Raw genomic sequence first — 18,855 nt, 5'->3', positions numbered from 1 at the left:
AAAAAATATATCATTCAGCTATTAAACAAACTAGCAGTGCTACCGATAAATATAATATGGGTCGAAAGACATGGCAGTGACGGCCGAATGCTATGGTTTCGATTACAAAAATGGGTGAAGCATGGATGCGAATCACCAACATAATCCAAGGAGGAATTTTATCATGCGTATTAACCACAATATCTCTTCGTACAACACTCAGCGTCAACTGACTGCTAATAACAATGCTCAAAGCAAATCTTTGGAAAAATTGTCTTCCGGTTACAGAATCAACCGTGCTGCTGATGATGCTGCTGGCCTGGCTATTTCCGAAAAAATGCGTAACCAAATCCGTGGTTTGGAGCAAGCAAACAAAAATGCTCTTGACGGTATCTCTTTGATTCAAACGGCTGAAGGTGCATTGAATGAGACTCATGCTATGCTGCAACGTATGGGCGAATTGTACACTCAAGCTGCGAACGAAGTTTTGACTACTGAAGATGCTGCGAAAATTGATAGTGAGATTAATCAGTTGTCCTCGCAAATCGACGCAATTTCGAGTCAAACCAAGTTCAATACGAAAGATCTGTTGAGCGCTGCTGTAGCAGGTACTACTTTGACTTTCCAAGTAGGTGCTAATAAAGGCGATACAATTGTTCTTTCACTAGCTGCTGCTGATACTGCTTCATTGGGTATCGATGGTTTGACAGCTTTGGATGGAGCTAATGGTACTGCAACAGACAACCTTGAACTGATTCAAAGTGCGATTAACAGCGTTTCCGGAATGCGTTCTGACTTGGGTGCTGTTCAGAATCGTCTGGAGCATACCATCAACAACTTGGGAACAACTGCAGAGAACCTTCAGGCAGCCGAGTCCCGTATTCGTGACGTAGACATGGCTAAAGAAATGAGCGAATCTACGAAAACAAATATCCTTCAACAAGCTGCTACTGCTATGTTGGCGCAAGCTAACCAACAACCGCAAGGTGTTCTGCAGTTGCTTCGTTAATCAAAGGATTAACACAGGAGCCGGCCGGATTATCCGGTCGGTTTCTTTTCTATATCTTAACAAGGGGTTGTAAGAATGCGAATCGATTCATTCTCGGATAAACCTCAACGCTCTAATGAAGTGACCATGGGACAGCGCAACATTGAGGCTAATGTCAGTAAACAGGGCCAATCAGCGAAGAAAACACCCACTCTCGGAGAAGATCAACTTCAGAGCCTGATTGAGCATGGAAACAAAGTGCTCCAAAGGATGGACACGCGTCTGCAATGGTCAATCCATGAAGAAAGCCAACAACTGATTGTCAAGGTAATGGATACACAGACGAATGAGATATTGCGGGAAATTCCACCAGAGAAATATCTGGAACTGGTCCAAAACTTGTGTGAACAAGTAGGTTTGTTTCTGGACGAAAGGAAGTAAACGATGAGGAGGTGTTCATAATTGTCAACCATTAAATTAAGCGGAATGGTGTCCGGAATGGATACGGATACTATTATTAAACAGCTTATGCAAGTTGAGCGAGCACCGCTTGATAAGTTGCATCAACAGAAGCAGAAGATTGCCTGGAAACGTGATGAGTATCGGGAAATGAATACGATGCTGTCATCCATTCGTACCTTGGCAGATAAATTGCGATTTTCGAATTCGTTTAGTAAGCAGAGCGCGACAAGCAGCAATTCCAGCGTTGTTACAGCTACTGCCTCGTCTAACGCCAGTAGTGGTAGTTATGCTATTCAAGTCAATCAGTTAGCCTCCAGCGCGTTAGTGACAGGTAGCAAAACCTCAATCGATAGCACCAAGTCTACTGTAACAGGTGGGGGGAGCATAACCATTACAGGGCCAAACGGCTCAGTAGATGTTGATATGACTTCGGGTGCTACAACTTATGATTCTATTATTAAACAGGTTAACGCAGCTAACATAGGTGCAACCCTAAGCTTTGATAGTGTGAATAAGCGATTTATGTTAAGCACGGCAGCTACGGGTGAGAGCGCAACTATTCAAGTGACCGGCACTGGGGTAGCCGAGCTCGGTTTTCAAGAGATGAGTACGCCTCAGACTGGAACAAACGCCTCTGTTCTAGTGAATGGTCAAACGATGATACTTGAAAATAATGCTTTTGAGTTAAATGGGGTTAGGTTTGATCTGAAAGGAGTATCCTCTTCAGCTGCGTCTATAACGGTAGCTAGGGATACTTCCAGCATAGTCAGTCAAATCAAAGGATTTGTTGAGCAATATAACAACCTTGTCGATAAAGTGAATGAAAAAACTAAAGCAGTACCGAGCAGAAGCTATTTGCCATTAACTGACGAGCAGAAAGAAAATATGTCAGAGAAGCAAATTGAACTCTGGGAAACCAGAGCGAAATCAGGCTTGTTATACCGAGATGATATTTTAACAGATACTCTCTCTTCTTTACGCAGTGCCCTTGTCAACAAAGTTGAAGGTCTAGCAACCATTAGCAATGGCGTTAAAACAGGGATTGATACTCTTTCAGACATAGGGATTACATTTAAAAAGTTTACTGTAGGTGCTACCAGTGAGCTTGGAAAACTCGAACTGGATGAAGCGAAGCTTACAGACGCGATTGCTAGCAACCCTGACGGCGTTATGAAATTATTCACGAAGAGTTCAACCTTGGATAAGACAGATCCCAATTATCAGAAAGAAATTGGGATTGCTGAACGACTCTATAGTACTTTAAACACCCAGATTAATAAAGTGATCAAACGGATTGGCAGCGGGTCCGTTTCGGATGCGGCTGATAGCAGCCAAATGGGTACACAAATTCGTGATTTGAACAGCAGGATCGATGTGCTTAAGACAAGAATGCAAGCTGTTGAGGATCGATATTACAAACAATTTACAGCGATGGAGTTGGCATTGCAGAAATTAAATAGTCAGGGTTCTTGGCTCGCATCACAACTGGGTTAGTATTAGTAGCTGCCTAGCTCTTCGATTTTGCACCCTAAGTATAAAAGGAGCGAATGTTAGAATGATTGCATCAAATTATCAGCAACAGTATTTAAAGACAAAAGTGGAAACAGCTAGCCCCGGTGATTTGACTCTCCTTTTGTACGAAGAGTTATATCGTAAATTGAAGATGGCTGAATGGCAACTGCAACACAATCAAAACGATGAAATGATCCAGTCGGTTAACAAAGCCATGGCTATTATGTATGAACTTATGGCCACCCTTAATTTTGAATATGCCATTGCACATCAATTACGGGATTTGTATCAGTTTTACCTAGGTCAGCTCAATATATTTGTGATCAAAAAACAACCCGAGCTGTTAGAGCCCGCGATTGAGTTTGCAAAAGGACTTGCAGAGACATGGAAACAGGCCGTTCAGCTTGTAAAAAGCGGCAAGGGGAACTAAAGATGCAGCGTTATGAGGTTATGCAGGATTTGAAGCGCATATATGAAGAGGTTATAGCAGATGGAGATGCCAGATTGTATTTAAATAAAACGGATGAAGTAGAGCATCTGTTTAACATTTTGTATTCGAATCAAGGCGAACCTTACGATTCAAATGAGTTAGCATTATTAGAATGTTTGTCCCGATTAAACGCATCAATTGAATCTTTAGTGAGTGATGCACGAAACAGGATGCAAAAGAGTCATAACATGTCACCTGTCATAACAAGGCATTATGAACAAGCCGCTGATTATAGTGAGTCGTATTTTTACGATAAAAAACTTTAAGGAGGCTAAATATTGAGAAGATTAAAGCAGCTTGTCATGGTAGCATTAGTATTTCTCGTAGGGATAAGTTCGTTTCCTTACTCATCAAACGCCGCAACGAACTACGTAACTGCTACCAAGACAGTGAATCCGAACAGCATTCTGGTCGGTGGCGAAGCTGAAGTAACCTTGAATATTCAAGGCACCCCGCCAGTTAATGTAGTAAAACCCAATGATGTTATTTTAATTATAGACAGATCTGGTAGCATGGGAACTGAAAAAATGAATAACGCTAAACTTGCTGCAAAAGGATTCATAGATCTTATGGACCTGACCAAGCACCAAGTTGGTGTTGTTGACTATGCAAGTGAGGCATACCAGGGTGTCCAGTTGACGAATGATGGAGCTGCAGCTAAAAGTTACATAGACACAATCACCGCAAGTGGCGGTACTGGGACTGCATTAGCCATTATGAAGGCACAGGAGTACCTTGCCAATCACCGGCCGGAAGCTCAACCCGTTATCGTTCTGATGACGGACGGCGATGCCACTGTGGGCGGCGATGGCTTGAGCGCTTATGAATATACATTGAAAAAAGCTGAAGAAGCCAAGAATGCAGGTATTGTATTTTACACCATTGCTCTCCTTGATCAAGGAATAGATCCTGATACAAGTGGTCCCAACAAGCTTTTGAAAGATATGGCCACTACATCGCATCACCATCATTTTGTATTAGGTTCAACTGGATTGTCCGAAATCTATGCAGCAATTGTCAAGGAAATTGGTCTTGCAAGTGCATATGATGTGGTTGTTACCGATACAGTATCGGATCAGTTTGAAATTGTCCCGGGATCATACGATAGCAATATACCGAAACCTGTAGTATCAGGGAACACTTTAACTTGGAATTTTTTGGAATTAAAAAATGATACTCTTTCCTTTACCTACAAAATCCGACATAAAGCAGAGAGCAAGAATGGAACTTTCCCAATTACCAAACCTGGTTCCACGATCAAGTATAAGGACTATACCGGTGCTAATTTGACGTACAATATTCCTGCAACCAATCTGCAAGTGAATTATCTCGCACCCGTCATTACTTCCATCACACCGGATAAAGGGATACTTACCGGTGGCGAGACGGTTACGATTCATGGAGAGAACTTCCTTCCCGATGCCAAAGTATATCTGTTTAATACGCTCGTTTCTTCGGGCGTGACAGTTATGAATGATAAGGAAATCACGATTGTTACCCCTCCTGGAAGGCAGGGCACAGTGGAATTGAAGGTGGTTAATCCAGATAACCAATCTGCAACTGGATCATACAGTTATTATATGGATCCGGTAGTCATCAGCCTCGTACCTGACAATGGCCCAGTTTCTGGAGGAACAACGGTTAAAGTTTATGGAAAGTATTTTATGAACGGTGTTTCTGTCAAGTTTGGGGATCAACCGGCAGCAGTCACTTTTAATAATGATACTTACCTGTATGCCAAAACGCCAGCTGTTCAACAGTGGGGAAAAGTGGACGTTACCCTTGTAAATCCAGATGGAACGTCCGTTGTCGTACAAGATGGATTTACATATAATGAGCCGCCCAAAATAGAACTTTTAAGCGTGAGTCCAAACGAAGGGCTTATAACGGGTAATGAGTCTGTTGTTTTAGGCGGTAAGGAGTTTAAAGCAGGCACAAAAGTATATTTTAATACCGTTGAGAGTTCGAGCGTAGTCGTTAATACTTCTCAAATGATGACGGTTAAAACGCCAGCATGGCCACAGGCAGAGACGGTTGATATAAAGGTGGTTAGTCCGGATGGCACGGAATCCAGCCTATCCCAGGCATATACTTACCAAACGCCGCCTCCGCCACCAGCACCTGTTATTACAACAGTAACACCAAACACTGCTCCTATGGATAGTAGTATACTCACCTATATTGATGGGGAAAATTTTGTGAATGGAGCCAAAATTGACATTGGAGCGTCTGCGGATTTAAGTGCCACATACATTTCATCTACAAGGTTGCGTTTACGCGTACCCGTTGCCACTGAACCTGGTACAGTGGATATTAAAGTAACCAATCCGGATGGACAGTATGCGGTTAAAACCCAGGCTTTTACCTATGAACCGCTTCCCGAACTGCCTGCTCCTACCATTACGACTGTCACACCTGCCAACGGCCCAATGAGTGGCGGAACACTGGTCTATGTGGATGGAACCAACTATCAGTCAGGCATTAAGCTGGAATGGATCGAGAACAGCAAATCTACGGTTATTAGCCCTGAATATATCAACAATTCACGTCTAAGAATTCGAGTTCCGGCAACGACTGAACCAGGAACGGTAGCCATCAAAGTGACTAATCCGGACGGTAAAGAGGCTATTAAAGCTGACGGGTTTACCTACGATCCTCCTCCTGTATATCCGGCTCCAATTCTCACTTCTATTTCCCCTAATTCAGGAAATAAAGCCGGTGGTGGAGTTGTTGATATTTATGGGGACGAATTTCAACAGGGTATAACGGTAACGATAGGCTCACAAACGGCTGAATTTTATGCTTTTGTAGATAAATCCCGCGTGCGGGTCAAAGTGCCTGCATCGATCACTGCTGAGTCTGTAGATGTTACAGTAACTAATCCGGATGGTAAATCCGCAACCCTGTTAAAAGCATACACTTACGAAGAGGCGAAACCGGAAATCACTAACATTTCACCTGCCAATGGGCCTCTAGCAGGAGGTACCCTGGTATATGTTGATGGAAGATACTTTGAGGCAGGACTTACTTTAATGTTTAACGGTTCTCCTATGAGTTACGAATATATCAGCAGTACGAGAATACGGTTTAAAACACCGCAATCTTCAACTCCCGGTGCGGTTGATTTCGTAATTACAAATCCTTCAGGCGTCTCAGCTACTGCCCAGTATACTTATGATGCGCCACCGCCAATACCTGCGCCTACACTAAGAGCATTATCACCAACAAGCGGGCCAGTGATTGGCGGAACATTACTGTATGTCGATGGATCTAATTTTCAAGCAGGAGCGGTCGTTAATATTGCAGGCGTTAATTATGCTGCCAGCTTTATTAACAGTACACGAGTAAGACTCCGAACGCCAAAAGCAAGTGCTCCGGGAATTGTTGCTATTAAAGTAATTAATCCGGATGGTCAGGAGACTGCTACACTAAATTTTGAATATAAATAAAGTCAGGGAGTCCTTTGGACTCCTTTCTTTTTTCAATGGAGGAAGAGGAGATATGCTGTTACAGATTAGTGTGTGTATACTTGCATTAAATGAAGAGGCTTATATAGGGAATGCAATTGAATCAATACTCCCATATGTTAACGAAGTCCTGGTTCTTGATACAGGGTCATCAGATCAAACAAGGGAAATATCAGAAACTGCTGGGGCACGGGTTAATGAGATGCAATGGACGGAGGATTTTAGTGAAGCGCGCAACCGGCTACTGGAGTCAGCCAGTTCTCCGTTTATATTGATGATGGATGCAGATGAAGTATATGTAGGAGATGGTTCCGATTTGGCCGCTTATGTTACTTTAGGCACGTCAGCAGCGGGCAGGATTAAAATAGTGAATGAACTGGACGATGGAGAGCAGACAGAAACATATATTACTCGAATATTCCCAAAAAACAGTGGATATCGGTATAAAGGGATTATACATGAGCAACTGACAAGTAATGACCAACCGGTCAATGGCGTGGCTACAGAAATCGTATTAATTCATTATGGTTATCAGAAGAAATGGATTGAACTAAAACAAAAAACATCGAGAAACCTGAATTTACTGTTAAGACAGTTGGATGAGAAAGCGGAGGATCCCTACCTTTTGTTTCAGATTGGCAAAACCCTGTATGTTGCTAAGGATTACGAACAGGCATCTCATTATTTTCAACGAGCTCTTGGCCTTCTGGATAAAGAAGGAAATGAGTATAAATACACACCTAACTTATGGTTGCATTTCGCATATAGTCTGCTAAAAGAAAAAAAATGGAGCGAATTAGAAGACATTTTAGCGAAAGCTATCGAAAATTACCCTTACTATACCGATTTATATTATATATATGCATCTTGGATTATAGAAGCGAAACGCGTAGAGTACTTCCATAAGATCCCTTGGCTCTACAGCAAATGCTTGGAGATCGGAGAAGCAGATCCATTAAAATATGAAACGTCAACAGGTGTAGGGAGCTATAAAGCATTATACAATCTAGGACTATACTACGAGATAACAGGGAAAACTCAGGAAGCTAAAGAGTTATACATCCAGAGCGGTAAGATGAATTATACTCCTGCGCAAAAGAGACTAGCAATGTTGAACAGATAAAATTAGGTGAGGAGTTTTATTATGAAACATCAGACAATATCGTTGTGCATGATTGTCAAGGATGAGGAGCGAACATTGGAGAGATGTCTCAACAGTGTATTAGATGTTGTTGATGAAATTGTAATTGTAGATACAGGTTCAACTGATAGAACCATTGAAATTGCAAGACGTTTTACTTTTAACATCTATAATTTTACATGGACTAATAATTTCTCGGATGCACGTAATTTCGCAGTTGAACGCGCAACAGGTGACTATATATTGTCATTGGATGCAGATGAGTACTTTGGCGATGACAGTAAAAAGATACTGCTTAATCCCCTCGAGGCCAGCTACTATTTTTTAAGAATAAGAAATATGATTCGTTCCGGGATTGTTGACACTCATTCTTTTGCTCGTCTCTTTAAAAGAGATGCTGGTTTTCTATATGAAGGTGCACTTCATGAACAGATCAATTTTTGGGATTTGCCCGAACTTAAGGGCCAGGTTCTCCCGGTCTATATAAATCATGATGGCTACACCAAGGCTGTAATTAAAAGTAAAGATAAAAATGAAAGAAACATGCAAATTCTAAAAGAAGAATTAAAACAAGAACCAACTGCATTTGGTTATTTTAATTTGGGGACTCAATATAAAGCTGTAGGCGAAATGGAAAATGCCGTTCAGGCTTTTCAAAAATCCTATGCGCTAAACCCAAATACGACGTTTGCTCCGAAGTTATTGGTATTCCTAATTCAGAGCTTGTCGAATTTAGGGAGATACGAAGACGCATTGAAAGTCGCTAAAGATGCTTCATTGCTGTATCCAACGTATACGGATATTTGTTATGAAATTGGTCTTCAATACAAGCGAATTCTACATTGGAAAGACGCGGAAGCTTCGTTTCTGGAATGTCTCAAATTAGGAGAAGTAGATGATTACCTGCTGTCCTCATTAGAGGGGGTTGGTTCTTATATTGCACACGCTCATTTGGCGGAAATCTATTTAGAGCTGGGTCAGAGGGAACAGACTCACAAACACATTACTCAAAGCTTAATGCAAAACAAAATGCATTTTGCCTCTTTACGAATCTATTTGGAGCTCTTTGTTAATGCACCCCATGAGGATCTCCTGCGGCAGCTACAAGGGATCTACACACTGGATTCTTCTGAGGAAGCTATGCTATTAATGCAATCCTTATACTTATTAAGAAGCTCCCTACTCCCGGTTTTATCCAAAAATATTCGTCAGGAGATGACTACTGAGTTACAAGCTGTTGTGTTACAGATGGAAGGTGACTTTGAAGCTTCCAGGAAACTCTGGTTATCTTGTGACAAGATTTCAGGTGGAAGCCAGCGGGATCTGTTATTACATGCCATCGTTACCGAAGATAAGGAATTTTTTAAACACTTCGAAATGGAGTTCAATTTGCGTTCGAGAGACAAAACTTTGTTTCTAAAAATGATGAATAGAGAAAAGATTAGTGAAGCAGATATAACTAAAGATATAAACGAGTATTTTATTAATTTATGTTTTGATTTATTGATGCAGCGCAGATATGAAGTTATTGAGTACTTTATGAACCAGGTTCAGGTTCCCATGCTTCGTTATGAACTTGCCAAGATGCTTCATAAATTTCAATTTTCAGAGCTCGCTCTAAGCTGTATTCTTGAACCAGATAAATCGATAGATAAAGACAAGGTTTACTTACTGGCAGGGGATATCCTTAGAGACTTGAATATGCACGGAGATGCTTACACTTACTATACACAAGCAAGCATTTCCTCCAGCAAATTTGAAGGGTTATATAAAATTTATGACCTGGCAGTAGCGGTTGGAGATGAAGAGATTCAACAACAGACTCTTGTTTCGATGGCGAATTTGAAACCGGAATCAGCTTGGGTAAAACAGATTGTACACAAAAGTATGCAGGAGGCAAAATGAAAACAAGTATTGTAATATTAACGTATAATCAGCTCGATTACACCAAGCTTTGTATTGAAAGTATCCGAAAATTTACAGCCCCCGGAAGTTATGAGCTTATTGTCGTGGATAATGCTTCAACGGACGGAACGATCAGCTGGCTTCATGAGCAAGGAGACATAAAAACAATTTTCAATGAAAGTAACCTTGGATTTCCAAAAGGATGTAATCAAGGGATTGCAATTTCTTCAGGCGATAATATCCTATTATTAAATAACGACACAGTAGTTACTGAGCGGTGGTTAGAGCAATTAACGACTGCTTTATACAGTGATGATACCGTGGGAGCTGTTAGCTGCGTAACAAATAATTGTTCTTATGCTCAAAAGATAACGACCAGCTATACCAATTTGGAACAAATGCAGCGGTTTGCTGCTGAATATAATGCAACAGATCCAACGAAGTGGGATGAACGCTTGAAATTAATTGGTTTCTGTTACCTGATTAAATCGACTGTTATAGACCGAATTGGGGTTTTGGACGAAATTTTCTCTCCCGGAAATTTTGAGGATGATGACTATTCCTTAAGAATCCGCAAGGCAGGTTACAAGTTACTATTATGCAAAGATACATTTATTCATCATTTTGGTAGTGTATCTTTTGGAGAGATGTCGGCAAAATATAGTCAAATTCTAAGAAATAATGCTCGGAAATATGAAAACAAATGGGGATTTAGCCCTCTGTACTCCCAACATATTCGTATGGAAGTTATTAAGCTTATTGATGAGCCAACTGATTCGCCAATTAACGTTCTGGAAGTGGGTTGTGCTTGTGGAGGCACGTTGCTGGAGATAAAAAATCGGTATAAAAATAGCCATCTTTACGGAATAGAGCTTAATGAGAAAGCAGCAGAAGTCGCAAAAATTATAGCGGATGTTCAACCGGAAAATGTCGAAAATGATGTCATGAATTATGAAGAAGGTTTTTTCGATTATATTATTTTTGCAGATGTGCTCGAGCATCTTTACGACCCGTGGAATGTACTCACCAACATCCGTAAATATCTCAAGCCAACAGGTAAATTACTTATCAGCCTTCCTAATATTATGCATCATAGTGTAATGAGTGATTTATTGGTTGAAGGTAACTTCACTTATGCGGAAGCAGGTATTTTGGATAGAACTCATATGCGGTTTTTCACCCTGAAAGAAATTCAAAGAATGAGTTTTTCAACAGGATATAAAATTACCCAAATAGGAGGGGTGAGTACGGGGATTTCCAAGAAAGAAGAAGTCTTTATAGATCGACTTAATATGCTTAGTGAATCGGACCTCAAGGCTCAATTTGGAACGTATCAGTATATTTTGAGCTCTTCCAAGAATCCATTATATGATGTCATGCTAACCATTATGGATTTTAAGGACCAACCCCATACGATTGTAGAAAAACTGCAGGAGTATGCTGTACAGGATATTATAAGTATGGTTAACGTGTTATTTAAGGATGATAGTAAAACTGAAGTGTTAAACCTTTTAGGGGTAGGTCACTTTGAAAATGGAAAATATGAACGTGTACTACCGTTTTTTGAGCAAGCCCATTTAGCGGATATGTTTAATTCGGAAGCTTTATATAATATTTCTTATTTTCTATACTTTATTGGGGAAAATTCTGCGGCCGATGAATATCGTGATGAACTCCGCAATGTTGATAAACAAGCGTACGAAGATTTATCTGAGGTAGTAAAAGAAATGATGGTAAGTAATTGATTTTTTTGAAGAGAGAGGAGCTGGATTATAACTTATCACCCTGTTTCACCCCCTCCCTCCCCGGGTAAATAACCCTAAACCTATTTTGTCCGCAAACTATTTTCGCCCACCAACTCAGGCCTGAAGCCAAGTCGACATTTTTTCGGTTTTTTTGCAAAAGAAAACCTTTTCCTTGGTAATTGACACTGGATAAGTCGGGTGCTATAGTCGGAAATGTGGACAATTAGTGTCACACTTTATTTGACAATGAAGGGAATGTTAGTGCATGCAAGGTAAAGTGAAATGGTTCAACGCAGAGAAAGGTTATGGCTTCATCGAGACTGAGGACGGCGGCGACGTATTCGTACATTTCTCCGCGATCCAATCCGAGGGCTTCAAGACTCTGGAAGAAGGACAATCCGTAGAATTCGAGATCGTTGAAGGCGCTCGTGGCCCGCAAGCAGCTAACGTAATCAAATTATAATCATCCCGGCTTAGCCGACCTACATAAACGGTAATCGATGGTTAACAATTGGAGATTCGCTAGCCCAAGACTCCGGAACTTCCGGGGTCTTTTTTTTGTATCCGACCTCCGATAAATATTGTGCTAAAATTCACAATTCTGACTTTTTACATAGCCTTAACAAAATGCTATAATGAAGGTGCAAAGGAGGAGTGCCCAATGCAATTCACTATCCGAGGTCAACAAATTGAAGTGACCGATGCTTTGAAGGACTATGTTGACAAGAAACTCAGCAGGCTAGATAAGTATTTTGATGCACCCCCCACCTCTGAAGGATATGTCACCCTGAATGTCATTCGAGGATTGCACACAGTGGAAGTGACCATTCCGCTCACAGGCGTGGTACTGCGTGCGGAAGACCGAAGCGACGATATGTACGCTTCCATTGACGCTGTTGTGGACAAGTTGGAACGTCAGATTCGCAAGCACAAAACCAAGCTGAACCGTAAGATCAAGCAAGAGGGCGGATTGAAGACGCTCATTGCGGCGAACGGAGCAGCAACCAGTCAGATGGAGGCAGAGCAAGTCGAGTATGACGAGGACAATTACGAAGTTGTCCGTACGAAACGTTTTACCATGAAGCCAATGGACGTGGAAGAAGCGATCCTGCAGATGAACATGGTAGGCCATAATTTCTTCGTATTTTCCAACATTGACACACAAGAAGTAAATGTCGTTTACAAGCGTGATGACGGCAAGTACGGATTGATCGAGCGGGACTAAGTTTTTAAACGGCATTCCAAACGGAATGCAGAGGCAGTTGGACCTGATCGAATTTTAAATTTTAAACGGTGAAATGAAATTGAAATGTAAGATGAGCCTTCATCCGTGTAAGCGGGTGGGGCTCTTTATTTGGATATATACGTTTTCGATGGCGATAGGCATCGTAAAGACGCTGGTATTGGATGGTAAGCCATCGGAGTGTGCTGAATAGTGCAACCATTATTTTAATGAGATGGCTCCTAGGGGACTTCGGGGCGGTTTCTAAAACAGCTTCAGGTACAACGTCTTAAGTACTTCCTATATAAGAGGATTAACGTTCGGTTAGCCACGATTCAGCGATAGTTCTGGGGCGGAGTCTTTGTTATTTTCGGACAATGGGCGATGAATATTTGGCACCCATTTAGATGTAGAGTTTCATTTTATGAAATGAATATACCTCCATTGGTTATGGCTGGGTAAATGCACCACGCAACTTTTTTGAGCCCTCCCGCGTCTCATAGAGTAGGGCTTCACGTAACAGACATCTCTTGTGATAGCACATATTGTTGCGGCATCCCTTACAAACTGTTACAATTTATGCAAACCCTCATTTTATGGGACGGGCTTTTTAGCCTGCATGAAATGGGACCATCATAAGGAATCAATGAATCGATTTCATCATTTAACCCTTTGGCATTTAATGAAGTTGATTCTATCACTTGTTTTGCACGAAAGGGGTTAACCATGCTAGGACTTGTCAAAAAGATATTCGGCGACACCAACGAGCGTGATGTCAAACGTCTCATGAAGACGGTCGATGTAATCAACAAACTGGAACCGGATTTTGAGAAGCTCTCCGATGAGCAGCTGCAATCCAAAACCGAAGAGTTCCGTGCGCGGATCGAGAAAGGTGAGACGCTGGAGGAATTGCTTCCTGAAGCGTTTGCGACCGTTCGTGAAGCTTCCAGACGGACACTCGGCAAGCGTCACTATGACGTGCAGCTGATCGGAGGAATGGCCCTCCACGAAGGCAGAATTGCAGAGATGAAGACCGGTGAAGGTAAGACCCTTGTAGGTACGCTGCCGGTTTACTTAAATGCCCTGCTTGGCAAAGGTGTTCACGTTGTAACGGTCAATGATTATCTGGCGCAGCGTGACAGCCAAGAGATGGCGCAAATATATAACTTCCTGGGAATGACGGTCGGGGTTAACCTGAGCGGTATGGAACACCCGGATAAACAGCAGGCATATGCTTGCGATATTACGTACGGAACGAACAATGAGTTCGGTTTTGACTATCTGCGGGACAACATGGTCCTCTACAAAGAGCAGATGGTTCAGCGTCCGCTCTATTTCTGTATCATTGATGAAGTGGACTCCATCCTGGTTGACGAAGCGCGTACACCGCTCATCATTTCGGGTCAAGCTCAGAAATCGACCGAGCTGTATTTTGCCGCTGACCGTTTCGTAAAGCGTCTGACTGCGGAAGAGGATTATACGGTAGACATTAAAGTCAAATCCGTGGCCTTAACTGAAAAAGGCGTAGCGCTGGCGGAGCGTTCTTTCGGTATTGACAACCTGTATGACCATAACCACGTAACCTTGAATCACCACATTGTACAAGCGCTGAAAGCGAACGTGATCATGCGCCGCGATGTGGATTACGTTGTTACCGACGACGAAGTGGTTATCGTTGATGAATTCACGGGACGTCTGATGGCTGGACGCCGCTATAGCGATGGTCTCCACCAGGCGATTGAAGCGAAGGAAGGCATCGAGGTTCAGAACGAGAGCATGACCCTTGCAACGATCACCTTCCAGAACTACTTCCGGATGTATCGCAAGCTGGCAGGTATGACCGGTACGGCGAAAACCGAGGAAGAAGAATTCAAGAAGATTTATGGTCTTGAAGTGCTGCAAATTCCTACGAACAAACCGAATCAGCGTATCGACATGCCGGATGTGGTTTACAAGAGCGAAGAGGGCAAGTTTAAGGCGGTTGTAGCTGAGATCGTGGAACGTCACAAAAAGAACCAGCCTATTCTAGTGGGTACGGTTTCCATCGAGAACTCCGAGCGTTTATCGGAAATGCTGAAGCGCAAAGGCGTCCAGCATAAAGTTCTGAATGCGAAGTACCATGCGGAGGAAGCGGAAATCATCTCCCGCGCCGGTCAGCCGGGATCGGTAACGATCGCGACGAACATGGCGGGACGCGGTACGGATATTTTGCTTGGTGAAGGCGTGCAGGATATTGGCGGGCTTCACATTATCGGTACGGAACGTCACGAATCGCGCCGGATTGATAACCAGCTGCGTGGTCGCGCCGGTCGTCAGGGTGATCCGGGGTCCACTCAGTTCTATCTGTCCCTCGGCGATGAGCTGATGAAACGTTTTGGTACGGACAACGTGCTGAATATGATGGAACGTCTTGGTTTTGAAGAAGACCAGCCGATCGAGAGCAAAATGATTACCCGTGCGGTTGAATCCGCGCAGAAGCGGGTAGAAGGCAACAACTTCGACATGCGTAAAGTCGTTCTCCAATATGATGACGTCATGAATCAGCAGCGTGAGATCATCTACAAACAGCGCCGCGAGATCTTGGAGTCCCAAGATATTAAGCAAATCGTTGTAGAGATGATTAAGCCGGTCATTGATCGTGTCGTTCAGGCTCACTGCAGCGATGACATTCCGGAGAACTGGGAACTGCAAGAAGTGGCAGACTATGTGAACAGCAAGTTGCTGGACGAGGGTGCCGTTACCCGCGAAGATCTGTGGGGTAAAGAAGCCGAAGAGCTTACCGAGTACATCTTCGATCGCGTGATGAAGAAGTACGAAGAGCGTGAGCAAGCCATCGGCGAAGAAATGGTTCGTGAGTTCGAGAAGGTTATCGTGCTGCGTGCGGTAGACAGTAAGTGGATGGATCATATCGATGCAATGGACCAATTGCGTCAAGGTATTCACCTTCGTGCTTACGGCGGTACCGATCCGCTTCGCGAATACCAATTCGAAGGCTTCGAAATGTTTAATGCCATGATCGCGACGATCCAGGAAGAAGTGGCGACCTACATCATGAAGGCCCAAATCGCGACGAATCAGGAGCGTCAAGCCGTTGTGGACGAGAACAAAGTCTCCACGAACAGCAGCAGCGAATCTGCCGAGAAGCGTCCGGTCCAAGTGGCTGAACAGATCGGCCGGAATGATGCATGCCCTTGCGGCAGTGGCAAGAAATATAAGCACTGCCATGGACAGAACGCATAAGCGATTCGGCCCATTGGCGATGAATATAACATAAGAAAAGCGTCCATCGACGTGCGTTCCAGAATTCGGACCGTGTTTAGAGGATCATTTTCTTGCGATGATCGAATTTGTTCAGTTTCGTAAAACCGACGAATTCGGTGATCCATATAAGCCCGTCCAGAATATGGGCGCGGAACTATTTAACTCCCTTAAGAACGGCAGATGAACCGGGTGATTGTGGTCTATTCCACCGTGATCCGAAATCACTGCTGCGCTTAAGGGAGTTTATCTGAATAAACAGCGAAACATGTTGTGAAGCGATGTGACATGGATTTTCTCTTGAAATGGAACGTTTTTCATACAGGAGAGGGTATACTGAAATTATTACATGAAGATAAGAAAGGGCGAGGACTCATGATCGATCCAAGTGTGAAGCAGGACCTGCGTGAAATTAGCAAGAAACTAACCAATCTTAGGGGGTCTCTTTGACTTAGATTTAAAGCAGGAGATGATTGAGAACTTTGAAGAAAAGATGGCAGCCCCGGATTTCTGGGACGACAATGAGAAAGCTCAGGCGCTCATTGCCGAGATGAATGCCGTGAAGTCATCCGTGGATCAATATCTGAAGCTGCAAGCGGATTACGACGATGCCGTCGTGATGATCGAGCTCGCGGATGAAGAAGGCGATGACTCCCTTGCGGGAGAAATTGGAGAGACGATCAAGGACCTGGTTGGGCGTGTGGAAGAGTTTGAACTCCAACTGCTGTTGAACCAGCCTTACGATAAAATGAATGCCATCCTTGAGCTGCATCCGGGCGCGGGGGGGACCGAGTCGCAGGACTGGGGCCAAATGCTGCATCGCATGTATACGCGTTGGGCGGAGAAACGTGGCTTCAAGGTAGAGACACTGGATTATTTGCCTGGGGATGAAGCGGGAATCAAAAGCGTGACACTGCTCATTAAGGGCTACAATGCTTACGGGTATTTGAAGGCTGAAAAAGGCGTGCATCGCCTGGTTCGGATATCCCCGTTCGATTCTTCCGGCCGTCGACATACCTCATTTGTGTCCTGTGACGTTGTTCCGGAGATTAACGATGAGATTGAACTGGACATCCGCACGGAGGACCTGAAGATTGATACTTACCGTGCGAGCGGCGCCGGTGGTCAGCATATCAATACGACGGACTCGGCCGTACGGATCACTCACTTGCCAACGGGTGTGGTCGTAACCTGTCAGAATGAACGGTCCCAGATTAAGAACCGTGAGCGCGCGATGACCATGCTTCGTTCCAAGCTCTATGAGCGCAAGATCGAAGAGCAGCAAAAGGAATTGGCGGAAATCCGCGGTGAGCAGTCCGACATCGCATGGGGCAGCCAGATCCGCTCGTATGTATTCCATCCGTACAGCATGGTTAAAGACCATCGCACACAGGTGGAGACCGGTAATATAGGAGCCGTCATGGACGGGGATCTGGATGCTTTTATCGATGGATATTTGCGCAGCCAGATCAAGCAGGAAGTCGAGTAGGACGTTGAGGAGAGATTTGAAGAACTATGGCGCAATCCGCTGGCAATCCATCGATTAACAAAAGAAAAAGAGAACCCCTGATTCCGATCAATGGTCCCCTTCGACAGACGGTGGACACCGTTTTTATCATCATCGGCTCCTTTATTATGGCGCTGTCATTTAATCTGTTTTTCTTGCCCAACCACATCGCCTCAGGCGGTGTGTCCGGATTGTCCGTTCTTGCGCAAGCATGGCTCGGCATTGAACCGGCCTTTACGCAGTGGGCGCTGAATATCCCCTTGTTTGTGCTCGGCTTCTGGCTGCTTGGACGTGACTACGGCATTCGTTCCCTTTTGGGAAGCGTGGTTTTGCCGTTGTTCGTTTTCTTGACCAAGGACTGGCCGATTCCAACCTCCAATCCCCTCTTGGCTTCCATCTATGGCGGGATCGGCGTCGGGATCGGCATGGGGCTGGTCTATCGCGGCAGGGGTTCAACCGGTGGATTGACCATCGTGGCTCAGCTCCTGCAAAAATACAGCGGCCTCAGCTTCTCCCTTTGCGTCGTGCTCTTGGATGCCATTGTGATCTCTTCGGCAGCCCTCGTGCTGTCGCTGGAGCAGGCGTTGTACGCACTCATTGGACTGTACGTGACAGGGAAAGTGATTGATGCGATTGAGCTGGGCTTTAGCTTCACCAAGGTGGCTTACATTATATCCGATCATACGGAGCCGATAACCAAGGCCATTCTCGAGGATCTCGACCGTGGTTTAACCAAGCTGACCGCAGAGGGAGGCTATACGGGTGAACACCGGACGGTTCTGATGGTCGTCGTCGGACAGAGTGAAATTCCCCGTCTAAAAACGGTGGTACAATCGGTGGACCCGAATGCGTTTGTCATCATTAGCAATGCCCATGAGGTATTGGGTGAAGGCTTCCGCAATATCAAGGCGTAATAGAATAGAAACGGTGTCGAAAGGTTCTCGGCACATGGAGAGACGGTGTATATCACCGTCTCTTTTTTTGTGGGCTATAGAATGTATAAGATTTTAGCGAAGCTGAACCATTTGTTGAGTTGCAAGCAAAACTTCGAGGCATGAGCCTTCCTGATATCGCAAGCAGAACTTCCTCTAAACGCCGTCATCTTCTGTGAAGTGCTTCGATCGTCGTTTTTCTTATGGGATCGGCCTTTAGGGTAGGGTCAGACTATCGTCCATGAAT

General features: G+C 43.9%; 14 protein-coding genes. All 14 read left to right on the top strand.

Annotated elements, in window-relative coordinates; all coding sequences use genetic code 11:
- The first annotated feature begins 163 nt into the window (after positions 1–163).
- The 14 genes from ACQKPA_RS13405 to ACQKPA_RS13340 all read left to right on the top strand — a co-directional run bounded on the left by ACQKPA_RS13405 (position 164) and on the right by ACQKPA_RS13340 (position 18,590).
- Positions 164–988, top strand: a complete 825-nt coding sequence (locus tag ACQKPA_RS13405) for a flagellin (protein ID WP_427492937.1) — start codon at positions 164–166, stop codon at positions 986–988.
- Between the two features lie 75 nt (positions 989–1,063).
- A complete protein-coding gene (locus ACQKPA_RS13400) occupies positions 1,064–1,408 on the top strand; it encodes a flagellar protein FlaG (protein ID WP_427492935.1) in 345 nt (114 codons plus the stop codon).
- Between the two features lie 21 nt (positions 1,409–1,429).
- Positions 1,430–2,923 (top strand): flagellar filament capping protein FliD, encoded by a 1,494-nt coding sequence (gene fliD, locus ACQKPA_RS13395; protein ID WP_427492933.1) that lies wholly within the window; start codon positions 1,430–1,432, stop codon positions 2,921–2,923.
- 61 nt (positions 2,924–2,984) lie between these two features.
- The gene (fliS, locus tag ACQKPA_RS13390) at positions 2,985–3,371 is read left to right on the top strand and encodes a flagellar export chaperone FliS (protein ID WP_427492931.1); all 387 of its coding nucleotides are present in this window, start codon (positions 2,985–2,987) and stop codon (positions 3,369–3,371) included.
- Between the two features lie 2 nt (positions 3,372–3,373).
- The gene (locus tag ACQKPA_RS13385; protein WP_427492929.1) at positions 3,374–3,697 is read left to right on the top strand and encodes a hypothetical protein; all 324 of its coding nucleotides are present in this window, start codon (positions 3,374–3,376) and stop codon (positions 3,695–3,697) included.
- Between the two features lie 12 nt (positions 3,698–3,709).
- A complete protein-coding gene (locus tag ACQKPA_RS13380; RefSeq protein WP_427492927.1) occupies positions 3,710–6,880 on the top strand; it encodes an IPT/TIG domain-containing protein in 3,171 nt (1,056 codons plus the stop codon).
- 52 nt (positions 6,881–6,932) lie between these two features.
- A complete protein-coding gene (locus tag ACQKPA_RS13375) occupies positions 6,933–8,021 on the top strand; it encodes a glycosyltransferase (protein ID WP_427492926.1) in 1,089 nt (362 codons plus the stop codon).
- Between the two features lie 21 nt (positions 8,022–8,042).
- A complete protein-coding gene (locus ACQKPA_RS13370; protein ID WP_427492924.1) occupies positions 8,043–9,944 on the top strand; it encodes a glycosyltransferase in 1,902 nt (633 codons plus the stop codon).
- Positions 9,941–11,689 (top strand): glycosyltransferase, encoded by a 1,749-nt coding sequence (locus tag ACQKPA_RS13365; RefSeq protein WP_427492922.1) that lies wholly within the window; start codon positions 9,941–9,943, stop codon positions 11,687–11,689. Before ACQKPA_RS13370 ends, ACQKPA_RS13365 begins: the two co-directional genes overlap by 4 nt.
- A gap of 265 nt (positions 11,690–11,954) precedes the next feature.
- On the top strand, positions 11,955–12,152 hold the full coding sequence (locus ACQKPA_RS13360; RefSeq protein WP_009594275.1) for a cold shock domain-containing protein: 198 nt from the start codon (positions 11,955–11,957) through the stop codon (positions 12,150–12,152).
- A gap of 198 nt (positions 12,153–12,350) precedes the next feature.
- Entirely contained in the window at positions 12,351–12,914 is a 564-nt protein-coding gene (hpf, locus tag ACQKPA_RS13355) for a ribosome hibernation-promoting factor, HPF/YfiA family (RefSeq protein WP_100540918.1), read from the top strand.
- A 723-nt stretch (positions 12,915–13,637) separates the two neighbouring features.
- The gene (secA, locus tag ACQKPA_RS13350; RefSeq protein ID WP_427492920.1) at positions 13,638–16,151 is read left to right on the top strand and encodes a preprotein translocase subunit SecA; all 2,514 of its coding nucleotides are present in this window, start codon (positions 13,638–13,640) and stop codon (positions 16,149–16,151) included.
- 393 nt (positions 16,152–16,544) lie between these two features.
- Positions 16,545–17,658, top strand: a protein-coding gene (prfB, locus tag ACQKPA_RS13345) for a peptide chain release factor 2 (RefSeq protein WP_113059739.1) whose coding sequence is annotated in 2 segments (ribosomal slippage) — positions 16,545–16,616 and positions 16,618–17,658 — 1,113 coding nt in all. Because the reading frame shifts where the segments join, the coding sequence is not laid out codon by codon here.
- 26 nt (positions 17,659–17,684) lie between these two features.
- Positions 17,685–18,590: a YitT family protein gene (locus ACQKPA_RS13340; RefSeq protein ID WP_071219787.1), complete on the top strand. Its 906-nt coding sequence runs from the start codon at positions 17,685–17,687 to the stop codon at positions 18,588–18,590.
- The last annotated feature ends 265 nt before the right edge of the window (positions 18,591–18,855 follow it).

Origin of the sequence: Paenibacillus sp. NPDC093718 (assembly GCF_050279985.1) — a bacterium.
Taxonomy (GTDB): Bacteria; Bacillota; Bacilli; order Paenibacillales; family Paenibacillaceae; genus Paenibacillus_AQ.
Note: the sequence above shows the minus strand (reverse complement) of the source record. Positions and strands in the feature narration are given on the sequence as shown.

What these genes read in the sequence shown, in the direction of transcription:
- ACQKPA_RS13400 (WP_427492935.1), top strand. Translation starts at nt 1,064, where the DNA reads ATGCGAATCGATTCATTCTCGGATAAACCTCAACGCTCTAATGAAGTG.
- ACQKPA_RS13370 (WP_427492924.1), top strand. Translation starts at nt 8,043, where the DNA reads ATGAAACATCAGACAATATCGTTGTGCATGATTGTCAAGGATGAGGAG.
- ACQKPA_RS13375 (WP_427492926.1), top strand. Translation starts at nt 6,933, where the DNA reads ATGCTGTTACAGATTAGTGTGTGTATACTTGCATTAAATGAAGAGGCT.
- ACQKPA_RS13405 (WP_427492937.1), top strand. Translation starts at nt 164, where the DNA reads ATGCGTATTAACCACAATATCTCTTCGTACAACACTCAGCGTCAACTG.
- ACQKPA_RS13385 (WP_427492929.1), top strand. Translation starts at nt 3,374, where the DNA reads ATGCAGCGTTATGAGGTTATGCAGGATTTGAAGCGCATATATGAAGAG.
- ACQKPA_RS13360 (WP_009594275.1), top strand. Translation starts at nt 11,955, where the DNA reads ATGCAAGGTAAAGTGAAATGGTTCAACGCAGAGAAAGGTTATGGCTTC.
- ACQKPA_RS13340 (WP_071219787.1), top strand. Translation starts at nt 17,685, where the DNA reads ATGGCGCAATCCGCTGGCAATCCATCGATTAACAAAAGAAAAAGAGAA.
- ACQKPA_RS13365 (WP_427492922.1), top strand. Translation starts at nt 9,941, where the DNA reads ATGAAAACAAGTATTGTAATATTAACGTATAATCAGCTCGATTACACC.
- hpf (WP_100540918.1), top strand. Translation starts at nt 12,351, where the DNA reads ATGCAATTCACTATCCGAGGTCAACAAATTGAAGTGACCGATGCTTTG.
- fliS (WP_427492931.1), top strand. Translation starts at nt 2,985, where the DNA reads ATGATTGCATCAAATTATCAGCAACAGTATTTAAAGACAAAAGTGGAA.
- secA (WP_427492920.1), top strand. Translation starts at nt 13,638, where the DNA reads ATGCTAGGACTTGTCAAAAAGATATTCGGCGACACCAACGAGCGTGAT.